Consider the following 15,953-nt stretch of genomic DNA (forward strand, 5'->3'; position numbering starts at 1 on the left):
CTGGTCACCGCCGTCATCGTTCGTCGCCACAGGCTCCGACGAAAGTCGTTCCCGGTCCGCCGGGACGGCCCGGCGGGGCCCCGCGCACTCCGCTGCCCCGCCTGCCCCACGTACCCCGCGTACGCCGCGCTTCCCGCGCCGGCAGTCAGCGGTACCCGGTGAGCATCAGTGCCACGTCGTCGACCCGGTGCGTGGAGCCGACCTCCCGCAGCACCCGGTCGGCCAGGCCGTCCAGCCCGGCCGCCGCGATCAGCCGGCCGACCTCCGGGCCCGCCAGCGCGGCCCGCAGCCGGTCCACTCCCGCGTCGATCTCCACCGCCGGGTCCTCGACCAGGCCGTCGGTGTACAGGGCGAGCACCGAGCCCGGCTCCAGCCGCAGGTCGCTGACCGGGTACACGGCGTGCTGGTCGACGCCGAGCAGCGGCCCGCCCGGCACGTCCAGCGCCTCGGCCCGGCCGTCCGGGTGGCGCAGCACCGGCGGCAGGTGGCCGGCCCGGGCGAGCAGGGCGGTGCCCTCCCCCGGGGTGAGGCGGACCAGGCAGCAGCTGGCGAGCAGTCCGGGGTCGAGGTCGAGCAGCAGCTGATTGGTCCGGGCGAGCACCTCGTCCGGCGGGACGCCGCCGGTGGCGAAGGCCCGCACGGCGCTGCGCAGCTGGCCCATGGTGGCGGCGGCGCCGACGCTGTGGCCCTCGACGTCGCCGATGACCAGGCAGAGGTCCCGCCCGGTGACGATGGCGTCGTACCAGTCACCGCCGATCTCCATGCCCTGGGTGCCGGGCAGGTAGCGGGCCGCGATCCGGATCCCGTCCAGGCGCGGCAGCCGGTGCGGGAGCAGCGCCTGCTGGAGGCCCCGGGCGAGGGTGAACTCGGCGTCGTACAGCCGGGCGCGCTCCAGGGCCTGGGCGATGAAGCCGGCCAGCGCGGTGAGCAGGCCGCGCTCCTCCAGGGTGAACGGGCGGGGCCGGTCGAAGCCGAGGATGCAGCTGCCGACCGGGTGGCCGGAGGCGATCAGCGGCAGGAACGCCCAGGCGCCCATGTCGTCCAGCGCCAGTCCGGGGTAGGCGGCGGCGAGCTGTCCGACGTTCTCGAAGAAGATCGGGGTGCCGGTGCTGAGCGTCTCGGCCCCGGGCACCCGGGCGCCGACCGGGGTGCCCTCGAAGCGGTCGAGGAAGCCGTCCGGGTAGCCGCTCTGCGAGACCAGGTGCAGGTGCTTCTCGCGGATCGTGTAGATGGCGAGCTCCTGTCCGCCGAGGGCCGGGAGGATCTCGTCGGCCACCGCCCGGCAGACCTCGCGGACGGTGACCGCCTCGCTCAGCGCGCTGGCCAGCTGGAGCAGGTGGTACATGACGCCGAGGCCGGTCCAGGTGCCGGGCGGGGAGGGTTCGGCGGCCGGGGCGGCGGCGTCGGGCGGCGGGTCGGCGGCGACCACCCGGCCGGTGACGCCGTGCGCGTCGGGGTAGAGCGAGAAGGCCAGCCAGTGGTCCGGCGGCCGGCGGGCGAGGAAGGCGGTGGGCTGCTGGGAGAGCAGCGCGGCGCGGTAGCGGTTCTCGTACACCGGGTCGGACAGCCAGGGCAGCACCTGCCACGGGTGGTGGCCGACGAGGTCCTCGCGGCGGGCCTGGAGCAGCAGCTCGACGCTGTGGTTGGCGTAGGTGATCCGGCCGTCCGGGTCGAGCGAGAAGACGCCCTCGCGCAGCCGCTCCACGGCGGCGGCCGCGGCGGTGCCGGTCCGGGTGTCGAGCACGGCGCCGACCAGGCGCCCGCGGGCCCCGGGGCCGTCGCGGGGCACCCGGGCCCAGAGTTCGACGGGGTAGGGGTGGCCGTCGCGGTCCAGCACCCGCAGCCGCGCGGCGAGCACCCGGCCCCGGTCGAGGGCCCCGCGCACGGCGGCCCGGAACTCCGGCAGGTCGCCGGGGGCGATCCGGGCGGCCAGGCTCTCGGCCCGGCCGTCGAAGTCGCCCGGGGCGAGCCCGAAGATCTCGCAGAACTGGTCGTCGGCGGCGACCTCGCCGAGCGCCACGTCCCAGTCGAAGAGGCCGACCCGGGTGGTCGGCGCGGACGGCGGGGTGAGTTCGACGACCGTGGTCTCGCCGTTCGGCTCCACCGGGTGCCCGGCCTCCTCCAGCGCGGCCAGTCCCGCGCCCAGCCGGGCGGCGACCGCGCGCACATGCCGGCGCGCGCCCTCGGGCACTCCGTCGTCCGAGGCCGCCCAGAGCATCCCGAGCACCCCGAAGACCTCCTCGCCCGCCCGGACCGGGACGTAGGCGGAGGCGAAGTCGTACGGCAGGCCGACGGCGAGCTGCGGGAAGCGCCGCATGGTGTCCTCGGTGTCGGCGAGCAGGACCGTGCGGCCGGTGCGGTAGGTGACCGCGATCGGCAGCGGACCGGCGGCGGCGATCCGCCGGAACGGGCCGAGCACGGACAGCGGCACGCCGGCGACCGCGCACAGCACCAGCGAGCGGCGGTCGCGGGAGCGCAGGTAGACGGTCGCGCCGTGCGCGTCGGTGCCGCCGAGCACCGTCCGGACGGCGGAGGTCAGCAGGGCCTCCCGCTCCCGCGCCGGGTCCCGGCCCGCCGGCCCCAGCGGGTCCTGGGCAGCGCCCATCACGGGACGGCGCGGGTCGGGACGCACCGCCCGGGTTTCCCCGTCGCTGGGAGGCGGACCGGGCGGGTCCGCCGGAACACCCTGGCGCATCCTCTCTTGCTACGCCGGGCCCCAGGGGCTGTCAAGGTGAACCCCACCCGCCCCGGGGTGCCCACCGGCCCCGGCCGCGCCACCATCGTCCCCATGACGCCCCGCACCCCGGGCCCCGGCCCGACCACCGTGGTCAATCTCAAGGGCCACCGCGACGACCCGGCCTTCGCCGACGTGCGCTACGTCGGCCGGGCGATGCACCGCGGCGGCTGGTCCCTCCCCGAGTCACCGCTGCACTGCCCGTTCCGCCCGGGCCCCGGGCTCCCGCGCGAGGAGATGCTGCGGAAGTACCGGGCGTACCTGCTGGCCCGCCCCGACCTGCTGGCCCTCGTTCCCGAGCTGCGCGGGCACCGCCTGGCCTGCTGGTGCGCCCCACTGCCCTGCCACGCGGACGTCCTGGCCGACCTCGCCGACCACGGCCTCCCCGGCTGAGCCCGGGACCGCCCGCAGGGGCCGCTCGGCCGTGCGGCTTGGGTATTCTCCGTGGACAGTGCAGCGCGACGGCTGCCCCGGGGGAAGACGAGTGGCGAAGTATGGGGAGCACACCGGCCGACCGATCGGCGGGCGAGGCGTCCTGGCGGTGGGACGGCGAGGACGAGGGCGGGACGACCGCGCCCGCCGACGTGGTGAGCGGTGGTGAGGACGGCGGCGGGCCCCGGCCGAGCCGGCGGCGGTTGCTGATCGGTGCCGGGGTGCTGGCGGCGGGCGCCGCCGTCTGGGGGGTGTCCCGGCGGGCGGGCGGTTCCGCGTCCGAGACACCGAAGCCGCAGCCGCTGCCCAGCAAGCTGTACGGGTCCGAGCCGCTCTGGGTGTACCGGGGGTCGGAGCCGATGACGCCGGGCCGGCTGAACGGCCGGCTGTTCGCGCCCGCCTACGTGACGGCCAAGGGCTTGCGGATCCTCGACGCGGCGACCGGCGCCGTGGTCGGCAACGTCGAGGAGCCGGCGCTCAGGGGCCGGCCGGAGGACTCACCGCTGATCGTCGGGGCGGGGCGGCTCTTCACCACCTCGACCGGCCATGTGGACGCCCGCGCGCTGACCGGCCCGGCGGCCGGCTGGAGCCAGCCGCTCCCGCCCGAGCTGGGCGAGCAGATCACCCTCTACGGCAGCGACGGCGCGCAGGTCTACGGCACGGTCGGGAGCCGGGGCGACACCCGGGGCACCCTGTTCGCCCTGGACGTCACCGGCAACGGCCTGCTCTGGTCCCGCCCGTTCGCGGAGCGCGGCGAGAACGCCGTCACCGTGCTGCCCATCGGCGGCCGGCTCCTCACCTGGGGCACCGACCCGAGCGCCGGCACGTCGCTGGTGGACGGCACCACCGGGCGGCGGCTCTGGACCACCGCGGGCTCCGCCCCGGCCTGGTCGATGATGGACCAGCGGCACGTCTACCTGCCGACCCCCGGGGCCGCCGGCGTCCAGGCCCTGCGCATGGAGGACGGCACGCCGCGCTGGTCGGTGCGCCCCGGCCCGGGCGAGGAGTGGCGCGTCCTGCCGCCACTCAGCGACAGCTACCGGGTGTACGTGCCGCGCGACAACGGCCTGATCACCGCGCACGAGGCGGGCAGCGGCGAGCAGACCTGGCAGTGCCAGCTGCCGTTCCGACTGGACCGCCGCTGCCAGCCGCTGCTGCTCAGCTCCGGACTGCTCGTACCGGGCCCGGCCGACGCGGGCGTCGTCGTCGTCGAGGCGGAGAAGGGCCGACTGTCCACGATTTTCACCGACACCGGCCCGGGCGTCGACGTCTGGTCGGTCGCCAGCGACGGGACCCGGCTCTACGCGGGCCACGACACCACCCTGTACTGCCTGGGCGAGCTGCCCGTCCCCTGAACGGCCGCCCCCTTCGACGACGAACGCCGACCTCCCAGGCCCGCTGGCTCCCCGACCGCAGGATGACGCCGTGCCGATTCGCCCGATCTCGCCCGACCGCCTCGTCGAGCTGCTCGCCGACCGGATCGCCGCCCTCCCGGGGGCCGGCGACCGCCGCCTCCGGGTGGCCGTGGACGGCGCCCCGGCCGCCCGCCCCGGGGAGCTCGCGGACGCCCTGGTCGAACCGCTGCGCCTGCGCGGCCTGCCGACGCTGCGCGTCCCGGCGGCCGGCTTCCTCCGCCCGGCCTCGGTCCGGCTGGAGTACGGCAAACACGATGCGGACGCCTACCACGACCTGTGGCTCGACGACGGGGCACTGCTCCGCGAGGTCCTGGACCCACTCGAACCGGGCGGCGACGGCCGGGTGCTCCCGTCCCTGCGGGACCCGGTGACCGACCGCGCCACCCGCGCCCCCTACACCGAGCTGCCCGCCGGCGGGGTCCTGCTGCTGGACGGCGCACTGCTCCTCGGCCGCTGGCTCCCCCTGGAACTGACCGTCCACCTGGCCCTCTCCCCCGCCGCCCTGCAACGCCGGACCCCACCGGAGGAGCAGTGGACCCTCCCCGCCTTCGCCCGCTACGCGGCGGAGACCGTCCCCACCGAAGCCGCCGACCTGACCGTCCGCCTCGACGACCCCCGCCACCCGGCCCTGGTCGAGCAGGCCTGAGGCCGGGGCCTCAGCGGTGGGGGCGCCGGCCGCGTGGGGTCGGGCCGCGGCCCTGGGGGGCCGGGCCGCGCTGGCAGTACGGGCACCAGTAGGCCGGGCGGTCCTGCGGTGGGGTGCCGTGCTGGGCGGTCAGGACCAGGGTGCCGCAGCGGGCGCAGGGGCGGCCCGCGCGGTCGTAGACCCAGTGACCCCGGCCGCGGCGGGTGTCGCCGGTGGTGATGTGGCCGGGGCGCAGCCGGTTGGCCTCCAGCAGTTGGTGGGCGCGGGCGGCCAGTCGGTCGAGGTTCGGGAGTGCGCCGACCGGCGTCCACGGGGTGACCCCGGCCAGGTAGCACAGTTCGTTGGCGTACACATTGCCGATACCGGCGAGGTTCCGCTGGTCGAGCAGGGCCTGGCCGAGCGGCCGGGCGGGGTCGGCGCGGAGGCGGCGGACGGCTTCGGCCCGGTCCCAGTCCGGCCCGAGCAGGTCGGGTCCGAGGTGGCCGACCACGCGCTGCTCGTCGGCGGTGCGCAGCAGCTCGACGACGGGCAGGCGGTAGCCGACGGCGGTGCCGAGCCCGGTGCCGAGGACGACGCGGATCTGTGCGGGCGGGCCGCCGGTCCAGCGCTCGCCGGGGGCGAACACCGACCAGCGGCCGTCCATCCGCAGGTGGGTGTGGAGGGTGAGACCGCCTTCGGAGCGGCCGGCGCCTTCGAGGCGGATGAGCAGGTGCTTGCCGCGCGGGACGACCTCCAGCACCCGGCGTCCGGCGAGGACGGCGGTGGCGTGGGCGGGCACGCGCAGTTCGGCGGCGGTCAGCACCTGCCCGGCGAGGACGGCGCGCAGCCGGGTCGCCACGCGGAAGACAGAGTCACCTTCGGGCACGGGTCCATCCTCCCCGGCGCGGCGGTCCGCCGTGCCACCGCCCTCCGGTCACCCGGCGTGGCCGGCCGTGCCGCCGGCCACGCCGTGGCGGACCACGACCACCGGGCAGGTGGCGTGCTCGGTGACGTGCCGGCTGACCGAGCCGAGCAGGGCGCCGGCGAACCCGCCCCGGCCGCGGCTGCCGACCACCAGCAGCACGGCGGCGCCGGAGGCCTCCAGCAGGGCCTGGGCGGCGTTGCCCGGCAGCACCGATTCGACGACGGGCACCTCGGGCCGCGCTCCGGCGACCTGGGCGACGGCCTCGGAGAGGATCCGGCCGGCGAGCTCCTCGGGGTTGAACTCGGGCGCGGGCACGCTCGCCCCGCCGAAGCCGTAGAACGCCGGGTACTCCCAGGCGGCGACGGCGTGGACGGTGCCGCCGGCCAGCCGCGCGTAGTCGACCGCCCAGCGCAGGGCCTGCTCCGAGGCGGGCGAGCCGTCCACACCGACGACGATCCTGGGGTTGGCGCTGTTGGCCATGCCGCTGCTCCTTGCTCGACGGGTTCGACCGGCTCGTCCGACCTGCTCGTATCCCGCCAAACTTAGATCAACCCGGACATTCGCCCGGTCATGGCCGCGCCGGAACTGGTACTGGCGGGTGCGCGGCGCAGTCGCCACGCACCCGCCAGCGTCTCGGGGTGCGGCCCGTTCGGGCCGAGGGGCCCGTCAGGCCCGGTAGGCAGCCCAGGAGTTCGCCATCCGGGCGACCTGGCCCGGGGTGAACTGGGTCATGCAGGAGTCGTAGGTGTAGTCCATGAAGTTGTGGATCGGGTCGACACCGGTGGCCGTGCAGGTGTCCCGGCCGGCCGGGCACTGGTAGGCCGCGCTCTGCTCGGCGGGGGTGTCGGCCACGTAGTCGCCCTGGCCGGAGCAGCCGCCCTGGAAGGTGTGGTAGAGCCCGAGCCAGTGGCCGACCTCGTGGGTGGCGGTGTCGCCCTCGTTGTAGTTGGTGGAGGAGCCACCGGGGAACGAGGAGTCGAGGATGACCACACCGTCGTCGGTCGGGTTGGAGCGGTAGGAGCTGGGGAACGTCGCCCAGCCGAGCAGGGACTGGCCGAGCTTGGCGGTGTAGAGGTTGAGGGCGTTGGCCGCGCCCTTGCGCAGCTTGCTCTTCATCGCCTTCTCGGCGCTGGAGCCCGGGCTGACGCCGTTGTACCAGGTGGAGTTGTCGGTGTAGTCGGTGGCCACCAGCTGGAACCGGAACTGGCTCGCGGTGTTGCCGGTGCCCTGGCCGCTGTAGGCGGCGTTGAGGACGTCGATCTGCTTGGAGACGGTGGCCGCCGACAGCTTGCCGGTGGTGCCCGAGTGGACGACGTGCACGTACACCGGGACGGTCGTGGTGGCGGCCAGCTCGCCGGGCGCCAGCAGGGTGTTGCCCTGGGCGGAGTGCGCCAGCTGGGCCAGTCGGCCCTGGAGGTCGCTGTCCATCGCCTTGGCCTGGGCGTCGGTGACGGCGTTGGGCTCCTGGCCGGCGGGGTGTCCGGCGGGCTTGCGGGCGGCGGAGTCCTGGGCCTGGGCCGCTTCGCCGGTGCTGCACTCGGTGGAGGTCGGGGCCTTGGCGGCCGCACTGGCGGTGCTGAACGCGGCCGGGGCCGCGAACTGGGTGAGCCCGAGGGCGGCGGCGACGGCGGCCGCGCCGAGGAATCTGCCGGTGGCACGCGAGGAAACACGGGCGGAACGACGCATCTGCGCTCCTGAGGGGGGTGGTGGGGGACGGCGGTTGAGGGGGGCCGCCGAGCCACAGGCTACGCAGGGTCGCGTGTACGCGTCAGACATGTTCCGGCCTGGAACTTCTGACGGCAAATCGGACATAATCCGGAAGTTTGAGCGGTCGAACGGCACCGCACATGGAGCATTTCCCGTCGCGCGCATGCGCACAGTACCGGCCCCGGTCTGTCCGAAACGTGACACCCCGTCTGCCCCGCGGCGCGGCGCGCCACCGGCGGGACGGGACGAACGGGGTGAACCGGGCGCCCGGACCGCCTCCGGCGAGACTACGACGCCGCGAAGACGATCTCCCGCAGGGCACGCGCACCGGCCCGGTCGAGTACCACGGCCGACGCACAGCCCGCCGGCGGCCGCCCCGTCCCGGCCAGGCGGCGGCGCAGCCGGTGCGCGGCGTCCCGGTGCCGGGCGAAGGCGTACGCGGAGACGGCCTGGCCCCGCGCCCGCTGACCGTCGCGGGCCTCCTCGGCACTGGCGTCCAGCAGGATCAGGTGCACCCGGCGCCCCTGCCGCTCGGCGGTCCGCGCCAGCCACTGCCGCACGTACGGCACCGCCCCGCAGTCGTGCACGGTGAGCGGCCCGCCGGCGAGCACCGCGCGCCGCAGCCGCCGGTAGTGCGCGAGGCGCACCAGCGGGCGGTACAGGGCGTACGGCAGCCAGGACGGGACGCGGGAGGCGTACTCCTCGCGGACCAGCTGCGAGTCCACGATCGGCGCCCGTACGCAGCGGCGCATGAGCGTGCTCTTGCCGCTGCCCGGCAGCCCGGAGACCACCAGCAGGTCGCCCGCCGGGTACCGCAGGGCACTCGGCGCGGCAGCCGGACCGCGACCGGAGCGGAGGTCCTGGAGGCCGCGCGGGCGCAGCACGCCGGCCGACGGCTCCGCCGCGAGCTCCCGGCAGCCGGGGCGCGGCACGGTGCGGACCGCCCGGTCGCGGGCCGCCCGGTCACGAACCACCCGGTCGCGGGCTGCCCCGTCGCGGGCCGCGGCCCGGTCGCGAGCCGCCCCGAAGACCTGCACGTCCGACATCGGCACTCCCCCTGCTTCCCCACCGGTCCGGGTGCTCCCGGTCCCTCCTCCCGAGGAGCTTTCCCCCTTCAAGAGAGAGTAAAGACTAATGGTCAGACCGGGTCCGGGCCGAGCCTTTATCGCTCCAGGATCGTCACAGAAGCGCTCCGGGCGCGTCACAGCGAGCGGTTCCCGGGGACCCGGCCTCCTCCGGCCGGGATCCGGAAGGACCTCGGCCGGGACCCGGAGGACCCCGGCCGAGAGCCGCCTCAGCCGAGCTGCGCGAGCTGCGGGGCGATCCGGGAGGCGATCAGCTCCAGGTGGTCCAGGTCGTCCAGGTCCAGCATCTGCAGGTAGATCCGCTCGCTGCCGACGGCGGCGTAGCGGCCGATCTTCTCCACCACCTCGTCCGGGGTGCCGGCCAGGCCGTTGGCCTTCAGCTCGTCGACGTCGCGGCCGATCACGGCGGCCCGGCGGGCCACCTCGGCGTCGTCCCGGCCGACGCAGGCGACCAGGGCGTTGGAGTACACCAGGTCGTCGGCCTTGCGGCCGGCCCGCTCGACGGCCGTCCGGACCCGGCCGAACTGGGCCTCCGTGTCCGCCACCGACACGAACGGCAGGTTGAACTCGTCCGCGAACCGGGCGGCCAGCGCCGGGGTGCGGGTCGGTCCGGTGCCGCCGACCAGGACCGGGATCTTCGCCTGGGCCGGCTTGGGCAGCGCGGGCGACTCGCTCAGCTGGTAGTAGGTGCCGGCGAAGTCGAAGGTCTCGCCCAGTGCGGTGCCCCAGAGGCCGGTGACGATCTCCAGCTGCTCCTCCAGCCGGCCGAACTTCTCCTTCGGGAACGGGATGCCGTAAGCGGCGTGCTCCTGCTCGTACCAGCCGGCGCCGAGGCCGAACTCGACCCGGCCGCCGCTCATCGCGTCGACCTGGGCGACCTGGATCGCCAGCACGCCGGGCAGGCGGAAGGTGGCGGCGGTCATCAGGGTGCCGAGGCGGATCGTGCTGGTCTCGCGGGCCAGGCCGGCCAGGGTGATCCAGGCGTCGGTCGGGCCGGGCAGGCCGCTGACGCCGCCCATCTTCAGGTAGTGGTCGGAGCGGAAGAAGGCGCTGAAGGCCCCCAGCTCCTCGGCGGTCCTGGCCACCCGGAGCAGGGTGTCGTAGCTCGCGCCCTGCTGGGGTTCGGTGAAGATTCGAAGATCCATACCGGCCATTCTGGTACAGACCACCCCGTGCCCACGCCCGAACCGGGGAAGCGGCGCCGTCGGCCCGGTGTCCGGCGGGCGCGCACCGGGCGTCCACCCGGACCCGCGCGCCGGGGTGGCCAAGGTCTCCTCCCCGGGCCGCCGTCCCCGGCGCCGCGCTCGCCTACCGTGGACGGATGCCCGCCACGCCCGACGAGTCGCCCCGGCGCCTCCCCTTCGACTCCGCCGCCCCGCACCCCCGGCCGGACGGCTGCCCGCTGCCCGGGATCGTCGCCGCCTTCGGCCCCCGGCTGGCCGAGCTCGCCTTCGAGCCCTGCCTCGTCGCGGCGGTCGACCAGCACGCCGCCGAGCTGCGCGAGCTGCTGTACGCGCAGGGACCGGAGCTGCTGCCGCGGCGGCTGAACCGTGCGGAGCTGTCCGACTACGCGCGCGGCTTCCTGGACCGGCTCGCCGAGATCGGCTGGCGCGAGCCGGTCGGGTACGACTTCGCGGTGCACCGGCTGACCGCGATCTGCTGGCTGGTCCGGCAGAACGGCCTGCTCGCAGCCTGACCGCCCGGTCCTGCGGGACCGTCCGCGCACGCGGTCCGGGCGGAATACGGAGAACGGCTGGAAACACCCCGGCACCCCGTGCGTACAGTGGCGGTCCACACGGCACGGACGGCCGTCCGCGGCACGGCCCGGACGGCGGGCGGGAACGGGACAGCGTGAGCGGGATCAGGACGGGCGGCAACGGCAGGAGCGGCGCCCCCGGCAACGGCAACGGCAACAGCTCCAGCACCGGTACCGGAACCGGCGGGCACCGCGCGCTGGTCTGGCGCGGGCTGCCCGAGCGGCCCGGCGCCGCGGTGCTGGTCCTGCACGGCGGCCAGGAGCACAGCCTCGCCCGCCCGGGCCCGGTCAACCTGGCCGGCCTGCGGATGGCCGGCTTCGTGCACGCGCTGCGCCGGGAGACCGAGGGCGCCGGGGTCGCCGTCGGCACCGTCCGCTACCGACACCGGGGCTGGAACGGCGAGCGGGCCGACGCCGCCAAGGACGCGATCGCCGCCCTCGACGACCTCGCCGAGGAGCTGGGCCCGGTCCCGACCGTGCTGGTCGGCCACTCCATGGGCGGCCGCGCCGCCCTCCGGGTCGCCGGCCACCCCGTCGTCACCGGCGTCGTCGCACTCGCCCCGTGGTGCCCGGCCGAGGACCCGTGCGAGCAGCTCGCCGACCGCGACGTCCTGATGCTGCACGGCGACCTCGACCGGGTCACCTCCCCCGCCGGCACCCGCGCCTTCGCCGCCCGGGCCCGCGCCGCCGGGGCCAGGGTCTGCGGCTACACCGTCCTCGGCACCGGCCACACCCTGATGCGGCGGATCAACGACTGGCACCGCGCCACCGCCCGGCTGTCCGCCGGCCTCCTCGGCCTGCGCGACCTCCCGCCGGAGGCAGCGACCGCCTTCGCCCTCCCCTCCCACTCCATCGCCGCCCTCGACCTCCCCCTCCCCCGCTACCCCCGCACCGCCCCACCGGCCGGCCACCCGTCCAGGCCCCTCCCCACCGACGCCTGACCGCCACCGCCCGCCCCCCGCCCATCCCCGCCCCGGGCCGGACTCCCGCACCACCGAACCGACTTGGGCGTCCAGGCCAAACGGTGCGAGGACGCCGGTATGGTGAGGGACCGTCGGGGGGCGGGATCTCCAAGGGGGCGGACACGCATGGCCGAAACGGTGACGATCGATCTCGGGGACGGCACGACCGTCCGGGCCGAGGTCATCGGCGAGGTGAACTTCCAGCACCCGGAGACCCCTTCGGACGTCTGGGCGGACTCCGGCGACGCCGGTTGGGGCGGGGGCCGACGGGCTGCCGGGCAGCTGGGTTCGGCCGTGGCGCTGACGCTGGACCAGGTGCGCAGCACCGTCCAGGGCGTCGGCCGCTGGGCGGCGGAGAGCATCGCGCAGGGGGAGGCCGGCTCCCCCGACACCTTCGAGGTCGAGTTCGGGCTCAAACTGGCCGTCAAGTCCGGCCAGTTGCTCGGTGTCATCGCCGAGGCCGGCAGCGAGGCCGGGCTCACCGTCCGCCTCTCCTGGGACCTCGCCGAACGCCGCCGGCAGCAGGAGGCCGCGGCGGCCACCGCAGGTCTGCCCGTACAGAACGCGTCCGACAGCGCGAGCGCCCCGGCCGCCAGAGCGGCCGACGCCGAGTGACCGTGTCCGCGCGGCCCGGCCTCGCCGCGGCCGAGGAACTGCGCCGCAGCACCGTCGTGATCACCGTCGCGGGCGGCTTCCGCGGCAGCGGCTTCCTGGTGGCACCGGGCCTCGCCGTCACCGCCGCGCACGTGGTCGCACCGGCGGCGCGCGCGGCGGAGCCGGTGGGCGTCCGCCACGAGTCCGGCGAGTACACCGTCCCGGCCGACCGCATCCGGCTCGCCCCGGAGACGGGCGAGGACGGCGGCGGCAGCAGTGGCAACGGCAAGGGCCACTACCCCTTCCCCGACCTCGCCCTGCTCGGCGTCCCCGACTGGACCGGCCACCCGGTGGTCCGGCTCGCGGCCGCCGAGGCCGAACCGGACACCGTCCTGACCGCCCTCGGGTACTCCACGCACACGCCGGGCCCCGGCGCCCGGCCCGACACCCTTCGACTGCGGGTCGTCGGCCTCGCGGACCGGTACCTCGGTGTGCGCGGCGACGGCATCCGCGAGGGGCACAGCGGCAGCATGCTGGTCGACGGGGACGGCCTGGTGCGGGGTGTGCTCAAGGGCAGCCGCGCCTTCCAGCTGGACGCGGGCGGCTGGTACACCCCGGTGGGCGCGCTGACCGCCTTGCTGGGTACGGCGGGCGTCGCCCCGCCCGGACCACCGCCTCCGCCGCCCGCGCCGCCCGGGCCCGGCGAGCTGGTCGACGCCCTGATGGCCTTCGAGCTGCTGCGCCGCGCCGACGGCCGCTACGACCTGCTCGACACCATGGGCGTGCACCTCGGCCTGACACACTCCTTCGAGGCCGAGGAACGCCCCGACCGCCGCACCCATCTGCACCAGATCGTGCGCGCCTGCCGCAGCTTCCGCGACGGCCGGGCGGCCCTGCGGGCACTGCGGACCGCGATGGCCGAACTCGCCCCGGACGACGGCGCCCTCGACGCACTCGACGCCGTGGTCGGGCGCGCCCTCGGCGAGCGGGAGGACGGCTAGCCGGATGCGCGCGACACCGTTCGTGCCCCCGGGCGGCGGGGGGCCGTGGCCGGCGGGGGCGGAGGACGTCCTCGTGGAGATCATTTTCTGCTTCGACCAGATGTACGATTTCACCTTCCGCCAGGATGTCCTGAGGGAGATGAACACGTCACCGAAGACCCTCGGCATCAAGGCCGGCATCCGCGCGGACTACACCCCGAATTTGCACGTTCGGGAGATCCTCCGAGCAATCCGTACCTCCCTCGATCCGTGGACCGCGCTGGACTCCCTCGCCGAGGCACTGGAGGCGCTGGCTCCGGAAAGGCGCGCAGGGGAATGGCTGGCGCTCGTCCTGCGGGTCCTGAAGAGCGGAGACGACCTTCCATGTAGCGAACTTCTCCAGGTGATACTTGAGTTGAGCTCAATCGAGGAGCCGACGGAGCCGGCCCGCCACCTGCCGGAGGACGTCCCGGGGCTGCGGGAGCGCAACACGGCGGGGATGAACCTGCCCAAAATCCTGGACCTCCTCGTCAGCCGGATCGACGACAACCTGCTCGGCCCGCTGATCGTCTTCCTCCGCGCGCTCGGCGACCATCTCGAAGCCACTCGGAAACAATCGCTCCCGGTTCTGCGCCGGTTCCTCGCCTCCCATGCCGACCGAGCGCCCGCCCCGGCGGCGGGCCCCCGCGAGCGGCTGATCGTCCAGATTCGACTCGACGAGGAGAGCCCGCCGGACACCGGCGACCCGCTGTACCGCCTGATCGTCGCCTACTACCGCCAGCCGCTGGCCGGCGGGCAGTTCCGGCGGGTCGGCCGCCACCGCGACAAGGAGATGTTCACCAGGAGCGAGCTGTTCGCCTCCGGCGGCGGGCGACTGACGGCCTGGGAGCAACTGCGACTGGCGCTCCTCGATCCGAACGCCCCGGTCCGGATCGAGTTCCTGCTACCGCGTTCCCTCCTCGGGTACGCCGCCGAACTCTGGTCCACCGGAACCGCCGACCGGCACTTGGGCCAGCAGCACCCGGTGGTGGTCCGACAGCTCGAACGGTACTCCGACTACAACCTTGACCGGAGTGACTGGCGGAAACGCTGGAAGTACCTCGGGACCCACGGAGCCGATCCGACCGAGGTCCTCAAGCGAATCGGCTGGCCGCCACTCGGTCCGGCCGACGCAGCCGGTCTACCGGACTGGATCTTTGATCAACACGAGCTCTCCTGCATGGGCCTCGATGTCCCGTACGAGCAGCTCGACCCCGCGATGCAACGCGCAGTGGACGACGCGATGTATCTCGACGGTGTGCCCGTGCTGCTCTGGCGACGGGTCGCCGGAGGCAAGGAGACCCTCCTGAAGGACCTCCGGAAGCACGAACCCACCCGGCTGGCCGAACTGCCCTACACCGTCCTCAAGCACCGAAAAAGGGTGCGGGACCCGACCCCGCCCCCGGACCGAACGCTCACGCTGGTCTGGGACGATCCCGACTGCGTCGACCCGGACCAGGACTACCCCTACGAGGGGATGGCCGAATGAGCGCGAACGCCGTACCGCGAACCCCCGCCCCGCGGAACCCGGAGCGACACGAAGCGAGCCAGGAGCGCACATGACCGAGGACTGGTGGATCTACCGGGGCACCGGTGTCCCCCACGGCGGGATCGCCGGGCTCCCGCCCGCGCCCGCGTGGCGTGCCTTCGGTGACCCGGACGGCGACCCCGAACGGCTGCCGCCACCGCCCCCGGAGGACTCGGCGGCCGGTTCCGCGGCCCGCCGGCTCGGCCGGGTCCGGCAAGCGGCGGCCTACCAGGCGGACGAGCGGGAGGTCCGGCTGGTCAACCTCGCCCTGCACCTGCGCCGCCCCCTCCTGATCACCGGCAAGCCCGGCGTCGGCAAGTCGACCCTCGCCTACGCCGTGGCCCACGAGCTGCGCTTGGGCCCGGTGCTGCGCTGGTCCATCAGCAGCCGAACCAGCCTGCGCGACGGGCTGTACAGCTACGACGCGATCGGGCGGCTGCACGAGGCCGGACTCTCCCGGAACGGCCGTCACCCGGACGTTCCGGAGCCCGGCCCGTACGGAGACGACCGGACCGTACGCCTGGCCAGGCGGCGGGGCGGGCCCGAGGACGACTTCCTGATCCCTCCCCCGACGGAGGAACGCGCGGCCCCCGCCATCGGCAGGTTCCTGCGGCTGGGCCCGCTCGGGACGGCGCTGCTGCCCTGGCGGACACCGCGTGTCCTGCTGATCGACGAGATCGACAAGAGCGACATCGATCTGCCCAACGACCTGCTGAACGTCTTCGAGGAGGGCGAGTTCGAGATCCCCGAACTGCTGCGGCTCGGCCCGGAACCGCAACAGGTCGGCACGGCCGACCACGGCCGGACGGCGGTGGTGCGCGGCGGTGTGGTGCGCTGCGCGCAGTTCCCGCTGGTTGTCCTCACCAGCAACGGCGAGCGGGACTTCCCGAGCGCTCTGCTGCGGCGCTGCGTCCGGCTGGAGATCCGGGCGCCGGACGAGCAGCGGTTGGCCGCGATGGTCGCCGCCCACCTGGGCGAGGAGACCGCCGCCGCGGCCGCGACCACCGATCTGATCGCCAAGTTCCTCCGCCGGCAGCAGGACGGGGCGGAACTGGCCAACGACCAGCTGCTGAACGCCCTGCTGATGGCCGGACGTGTACTCAGGGCCGACCAGCAGGGGCGGGACGCGGTACGTGAAGCCCTGCTCCGTCCGCTCAACGAGAGCTGAGCG

At 75.1% G+C, this 15,953-nt stretch carries 15 protein-coding genes; 9 read left to right on the forward strand and 6 right to left on the reverse strand.

Translation table 11 applies throughout. From position 1 onward, the window contains the following. Positions 1-145 precede the first annotated feature (145 nt). A complete protein-coding gene (locus tag IF01_RS0115450) occupies positions 146-2,605 on the reverse strand; it encodes a SpoIIE family protein phosphatase (protein ID WP_030393981.1) in 2,460 nt (819 codons plus the stop codon). A gap of 183 nt (positions 2,606-2,788) precedes the next feature. On the opposite strand from IF01_RS0115450, the gene IF01_RS0115455 reads away from it, so the two are divergent. The 3 genes from IF01_RS0115455 (at position 2,789) to IF01_RS0115465 (ending at position 5,227) form a co-directional block, all read left to right on the forward strand. Further along, positions 2,789-3,127, forward strand: a complete 339-nt coding sequence (locus IF01_RS0115455) for a DUF4326 domain-containing protein (RefSeq protein WP_030393982.1) — start codon at positions 2,789-2,791, stop codon at positions 3,125-3,127. A gap of 101 nt (positions 3,128-3,228) precedes the next feature. After that, positions 3,229-4,521 (forward strand): outer membrane protein assembly factor BamB family protein, encoded by a 1,293-nt coding sequence (locus tag IF01_RS0115460; RefSeq protein ID WP_030393983.1) that lies wholly within the window; start codon positions 3,229-3,231, stop codon positions 4,519-4,521. 70 nt (positions 4,522-4,591) lie between these two features. Next, positions 4,592-5,227: a nucleoside/nucleotide kinase family protein gene (locus tag IF01_RS0115465; RefSeq protein ID WP_030393984.1), complete on the forward strand. Its 636-nt coding sequence runs from the start codon at positions 4,592-4,594 to the stop codon at positions 5,225-5,227. 10 nt (positions 5,228-5,237) lie between these two features. Here the strand turns inward: IF01_RS0115465 and IF01_RS0115470 are convergent, their stop codons facing one another. The 5 genes from IF01_RS0115470 to IF01_RS0115490 all read right to left on the reverse strand — a co-directional run bounded on the left by IF01_RS0115470 (position 5,238) and on the right by IF01_RS0115490 (position 10,068). Further along, positions 5,238-6,092: a DNA-formamidopyrimidine glycosylase family protein gene (locus tag IF01_RS0115470; RefSeq protein WP_030393985.1), complete on the reverse strand. Its 855-nt coding sequence runs from the start codon at positions 6,090-6,092 to the stop codon at positions 5,238-5,240. A gap of 48 nt (positions 6,093-6,140) precedes the next feature. Further along, complete coding sequence (locus IF01_RS0115475; RefSeq protein ID WP_030393986.1) at positions 6,141-6,611, reverse strand: universal stress protein; 471 nt, start codon at positions 6,609-6,611, stop codon at positions 6,141-6,143. A gap of 186 nt (positions 6,612-6,797) precedes the next feature. After that, positions 6,798-7,817 carry a zinc metalloprotease gene (locus IF01_RS0115480; RefSeq protein WP_030393987.1) on the reverse strand — a complete coding sequence of 340 codons (1,020 nt, stop codon included), beginning with the start codon at positions 7,815-7,817 and terminating at the stop codon, positions 6,798-6,800. 308 nt (positions 7,818-8,125) lie between these two features. Beyond that, a complete protein-coding gene (locus IF01_RS41775) occupies positions 8,126-8,884 on the reverse strand; it encodes an AAA family ATPase (RefSeq protein WP_106981211.1) in 759 nt (252 codons plus the stop codon). A gap of 248 nt (positions 8,885-9,132) precedes the next feature. Next, positions 9,133-10,068 (reverse strand): LLM class F420-dependent oxidoreductase, encoded by a 936-nt coding sequence (locus IF01_RS0115490; RefSeq protein WP_030393988.1) that lies wholly within the window; start codon positions 10,066-10,068, stop codon positions 9,133-9,135. A gap of 176 nt (positions 10,069-10,244) precedes the next feature. On the opposite strand from IF01_RS0115490, the gene IF01_RS0115495 reads away from it, so the two are divergent. From IF01_RS0115495 to IF01_RS0115520, 6 genes are all read left to right on the forward strand, one after another. After that, positions 10,245-10,619, forward strand: a complete 375-nt coding sequence (locus IF01_RS0115495; RefSeq protein ID WP_244215516.1) for a DUF6401 family natural product biosynthesis protein — start codon at positions 10,245-10,247, stop codon at positions 10,617-10,619. Positions 10,620-10,774: 155 nt separating this feature from the next. Next, a complete protein-coding gene (locus IF01_RS0115500; protein WP_063764218.1) occupies positions 10,775-11,620 on the forward strand; it encodes an alpha/beta fold hydrolase in 846 nt (281 codons plus the stop codon). A 147-nt stretch (positions 11,621-11,767) separates the two neighbouring features. Then, a complete protein-coding gene (locus tag IF01_RS48275; protein WP_051755387.1) occupies positions 11,768-12,256 on the forward strand; it encodes a CU044_2847 family protein in 489 nt (162 codons plus the stop codon). 2 nt (positions 12,257-12,258) lie between these two features. Beyond that, positions 12,259-13,236 carry a trypsin-like peptidase domain-containing protein gene (locus IF01_RS0115510; protein WP_157855238.1) on the forward strand — a complete coding sequence of 326 codons (978 nt, stop codon included), beginning with the start codon at positions 12,259-12,261 and terminating at the stop codon, positions 13,234-13,236. A 73-nt stretch (positions 13,237-13,309) separates the two neighbouring features. Next, entirely contained in the window at positions 13,310-14,743 is a 1,434-nt protein-coding gene (locus IF01_RS0115515) for a VMAP-C domain-containing protein (RefSeq protein WP_157855239.1), read from the forward strand. A 70-nt stretch (positions 14,744-14,813) separates the two neighbouring features. Further along, on the forward strand, positions 14,814-15,950 hold the full coding sequence (locus IF01_RS0115520) for an AAA family ATPase (protein ID WP_030393994.1): 1,137 nt from the start codon (positions 14,814-14,816) through the stop codon (positions 15,948-15,950). Positions 15,951-15,953 lie beyond the last annotated feature (3 nt).

The sequence above is a fragment of the Kitasatospora purpeofusca genome (assembly GCF_000718025.1).
GTDB lineage: Bacteria > Actinomycetota > Actinomycetes > Streptomycetales > Streptomycetaceae > Kitasatospora > Kitasatospora purpeofusca.

Bases quoted from the DNA above. Each gene is read 5' to 3' on its own strand.
- IF01_RS0115450 (WP_030393981.1), bottom strand. From the start codon at position 2,605: ATGGGCGCTGCCCAGGACCCGCTGGGGCCGGCGGGCCGGGACCCGGCG.
- IF01_RS0115455 (WP_030393982.1), top strand. From the start codon at position 2,789: ATGACGCCCCGCACCCCGGGCCCCGGCCCGACCACCGTGGTCAATCTC.
- IF01_RS0115460 (WP_030393983.1), top strand. From the start codon at position 3,229: ATGGGGAGCACACCGGCCGACCGATCGGCGGGCGAGGCGTCCTGGCGG.
- IF01_RS0115475 (WP_030393986.1), bottom strand. From the start codon at position 6,611: ATGGCCAACAGCGCCAACCCCAGGATCGTCGTCGGTGTGGACGGCTCG.
- IF01_RS0115480 (WP_030393987.1), bottom strand. From the start codon at position 7,817: ATGCGTCGTTCCGCCCGTGTTTCCTCGCGTGCCACCGGCAGATTCCTC.
- IF01_RS41775 (WP_106981211.1), bottom strand. From the start codon at position 8,884: ATGTCGGACGTGCAGGTCTTCGGGGCGGCTCGCGACCGGGCCGCGGCC.
- IF01_RS0115490 (WP_030393988.1), bottom strand. From the start codon at position 10,068: ATGGATCTTCGAATCTTCACCGAACCCCAGCAGGGCGCGAGCTACGAC.
- IF01_RS0115495 (WP_244215516.1), top strand. From the start codon at position 10,245: ATGCCCGCCACGCCCGACGAGTCGCCCCGGCGCCTCCCCTTCGACTCC.
- IF01_RS48275 (WP_051755387.1), top strand. From the start codon at position 11,768: ATGGCCGAAACGGTGACGATCGATCTCGGGGACGGCACGACCGTCCGG.
- IF01_RS0115520 (WP_030393994.1), top strand. From the start codon at position 14,814: ATGACCGAGGACTGGTGGATCTACCGGGGCACCGGTGTCCCCCACGGC.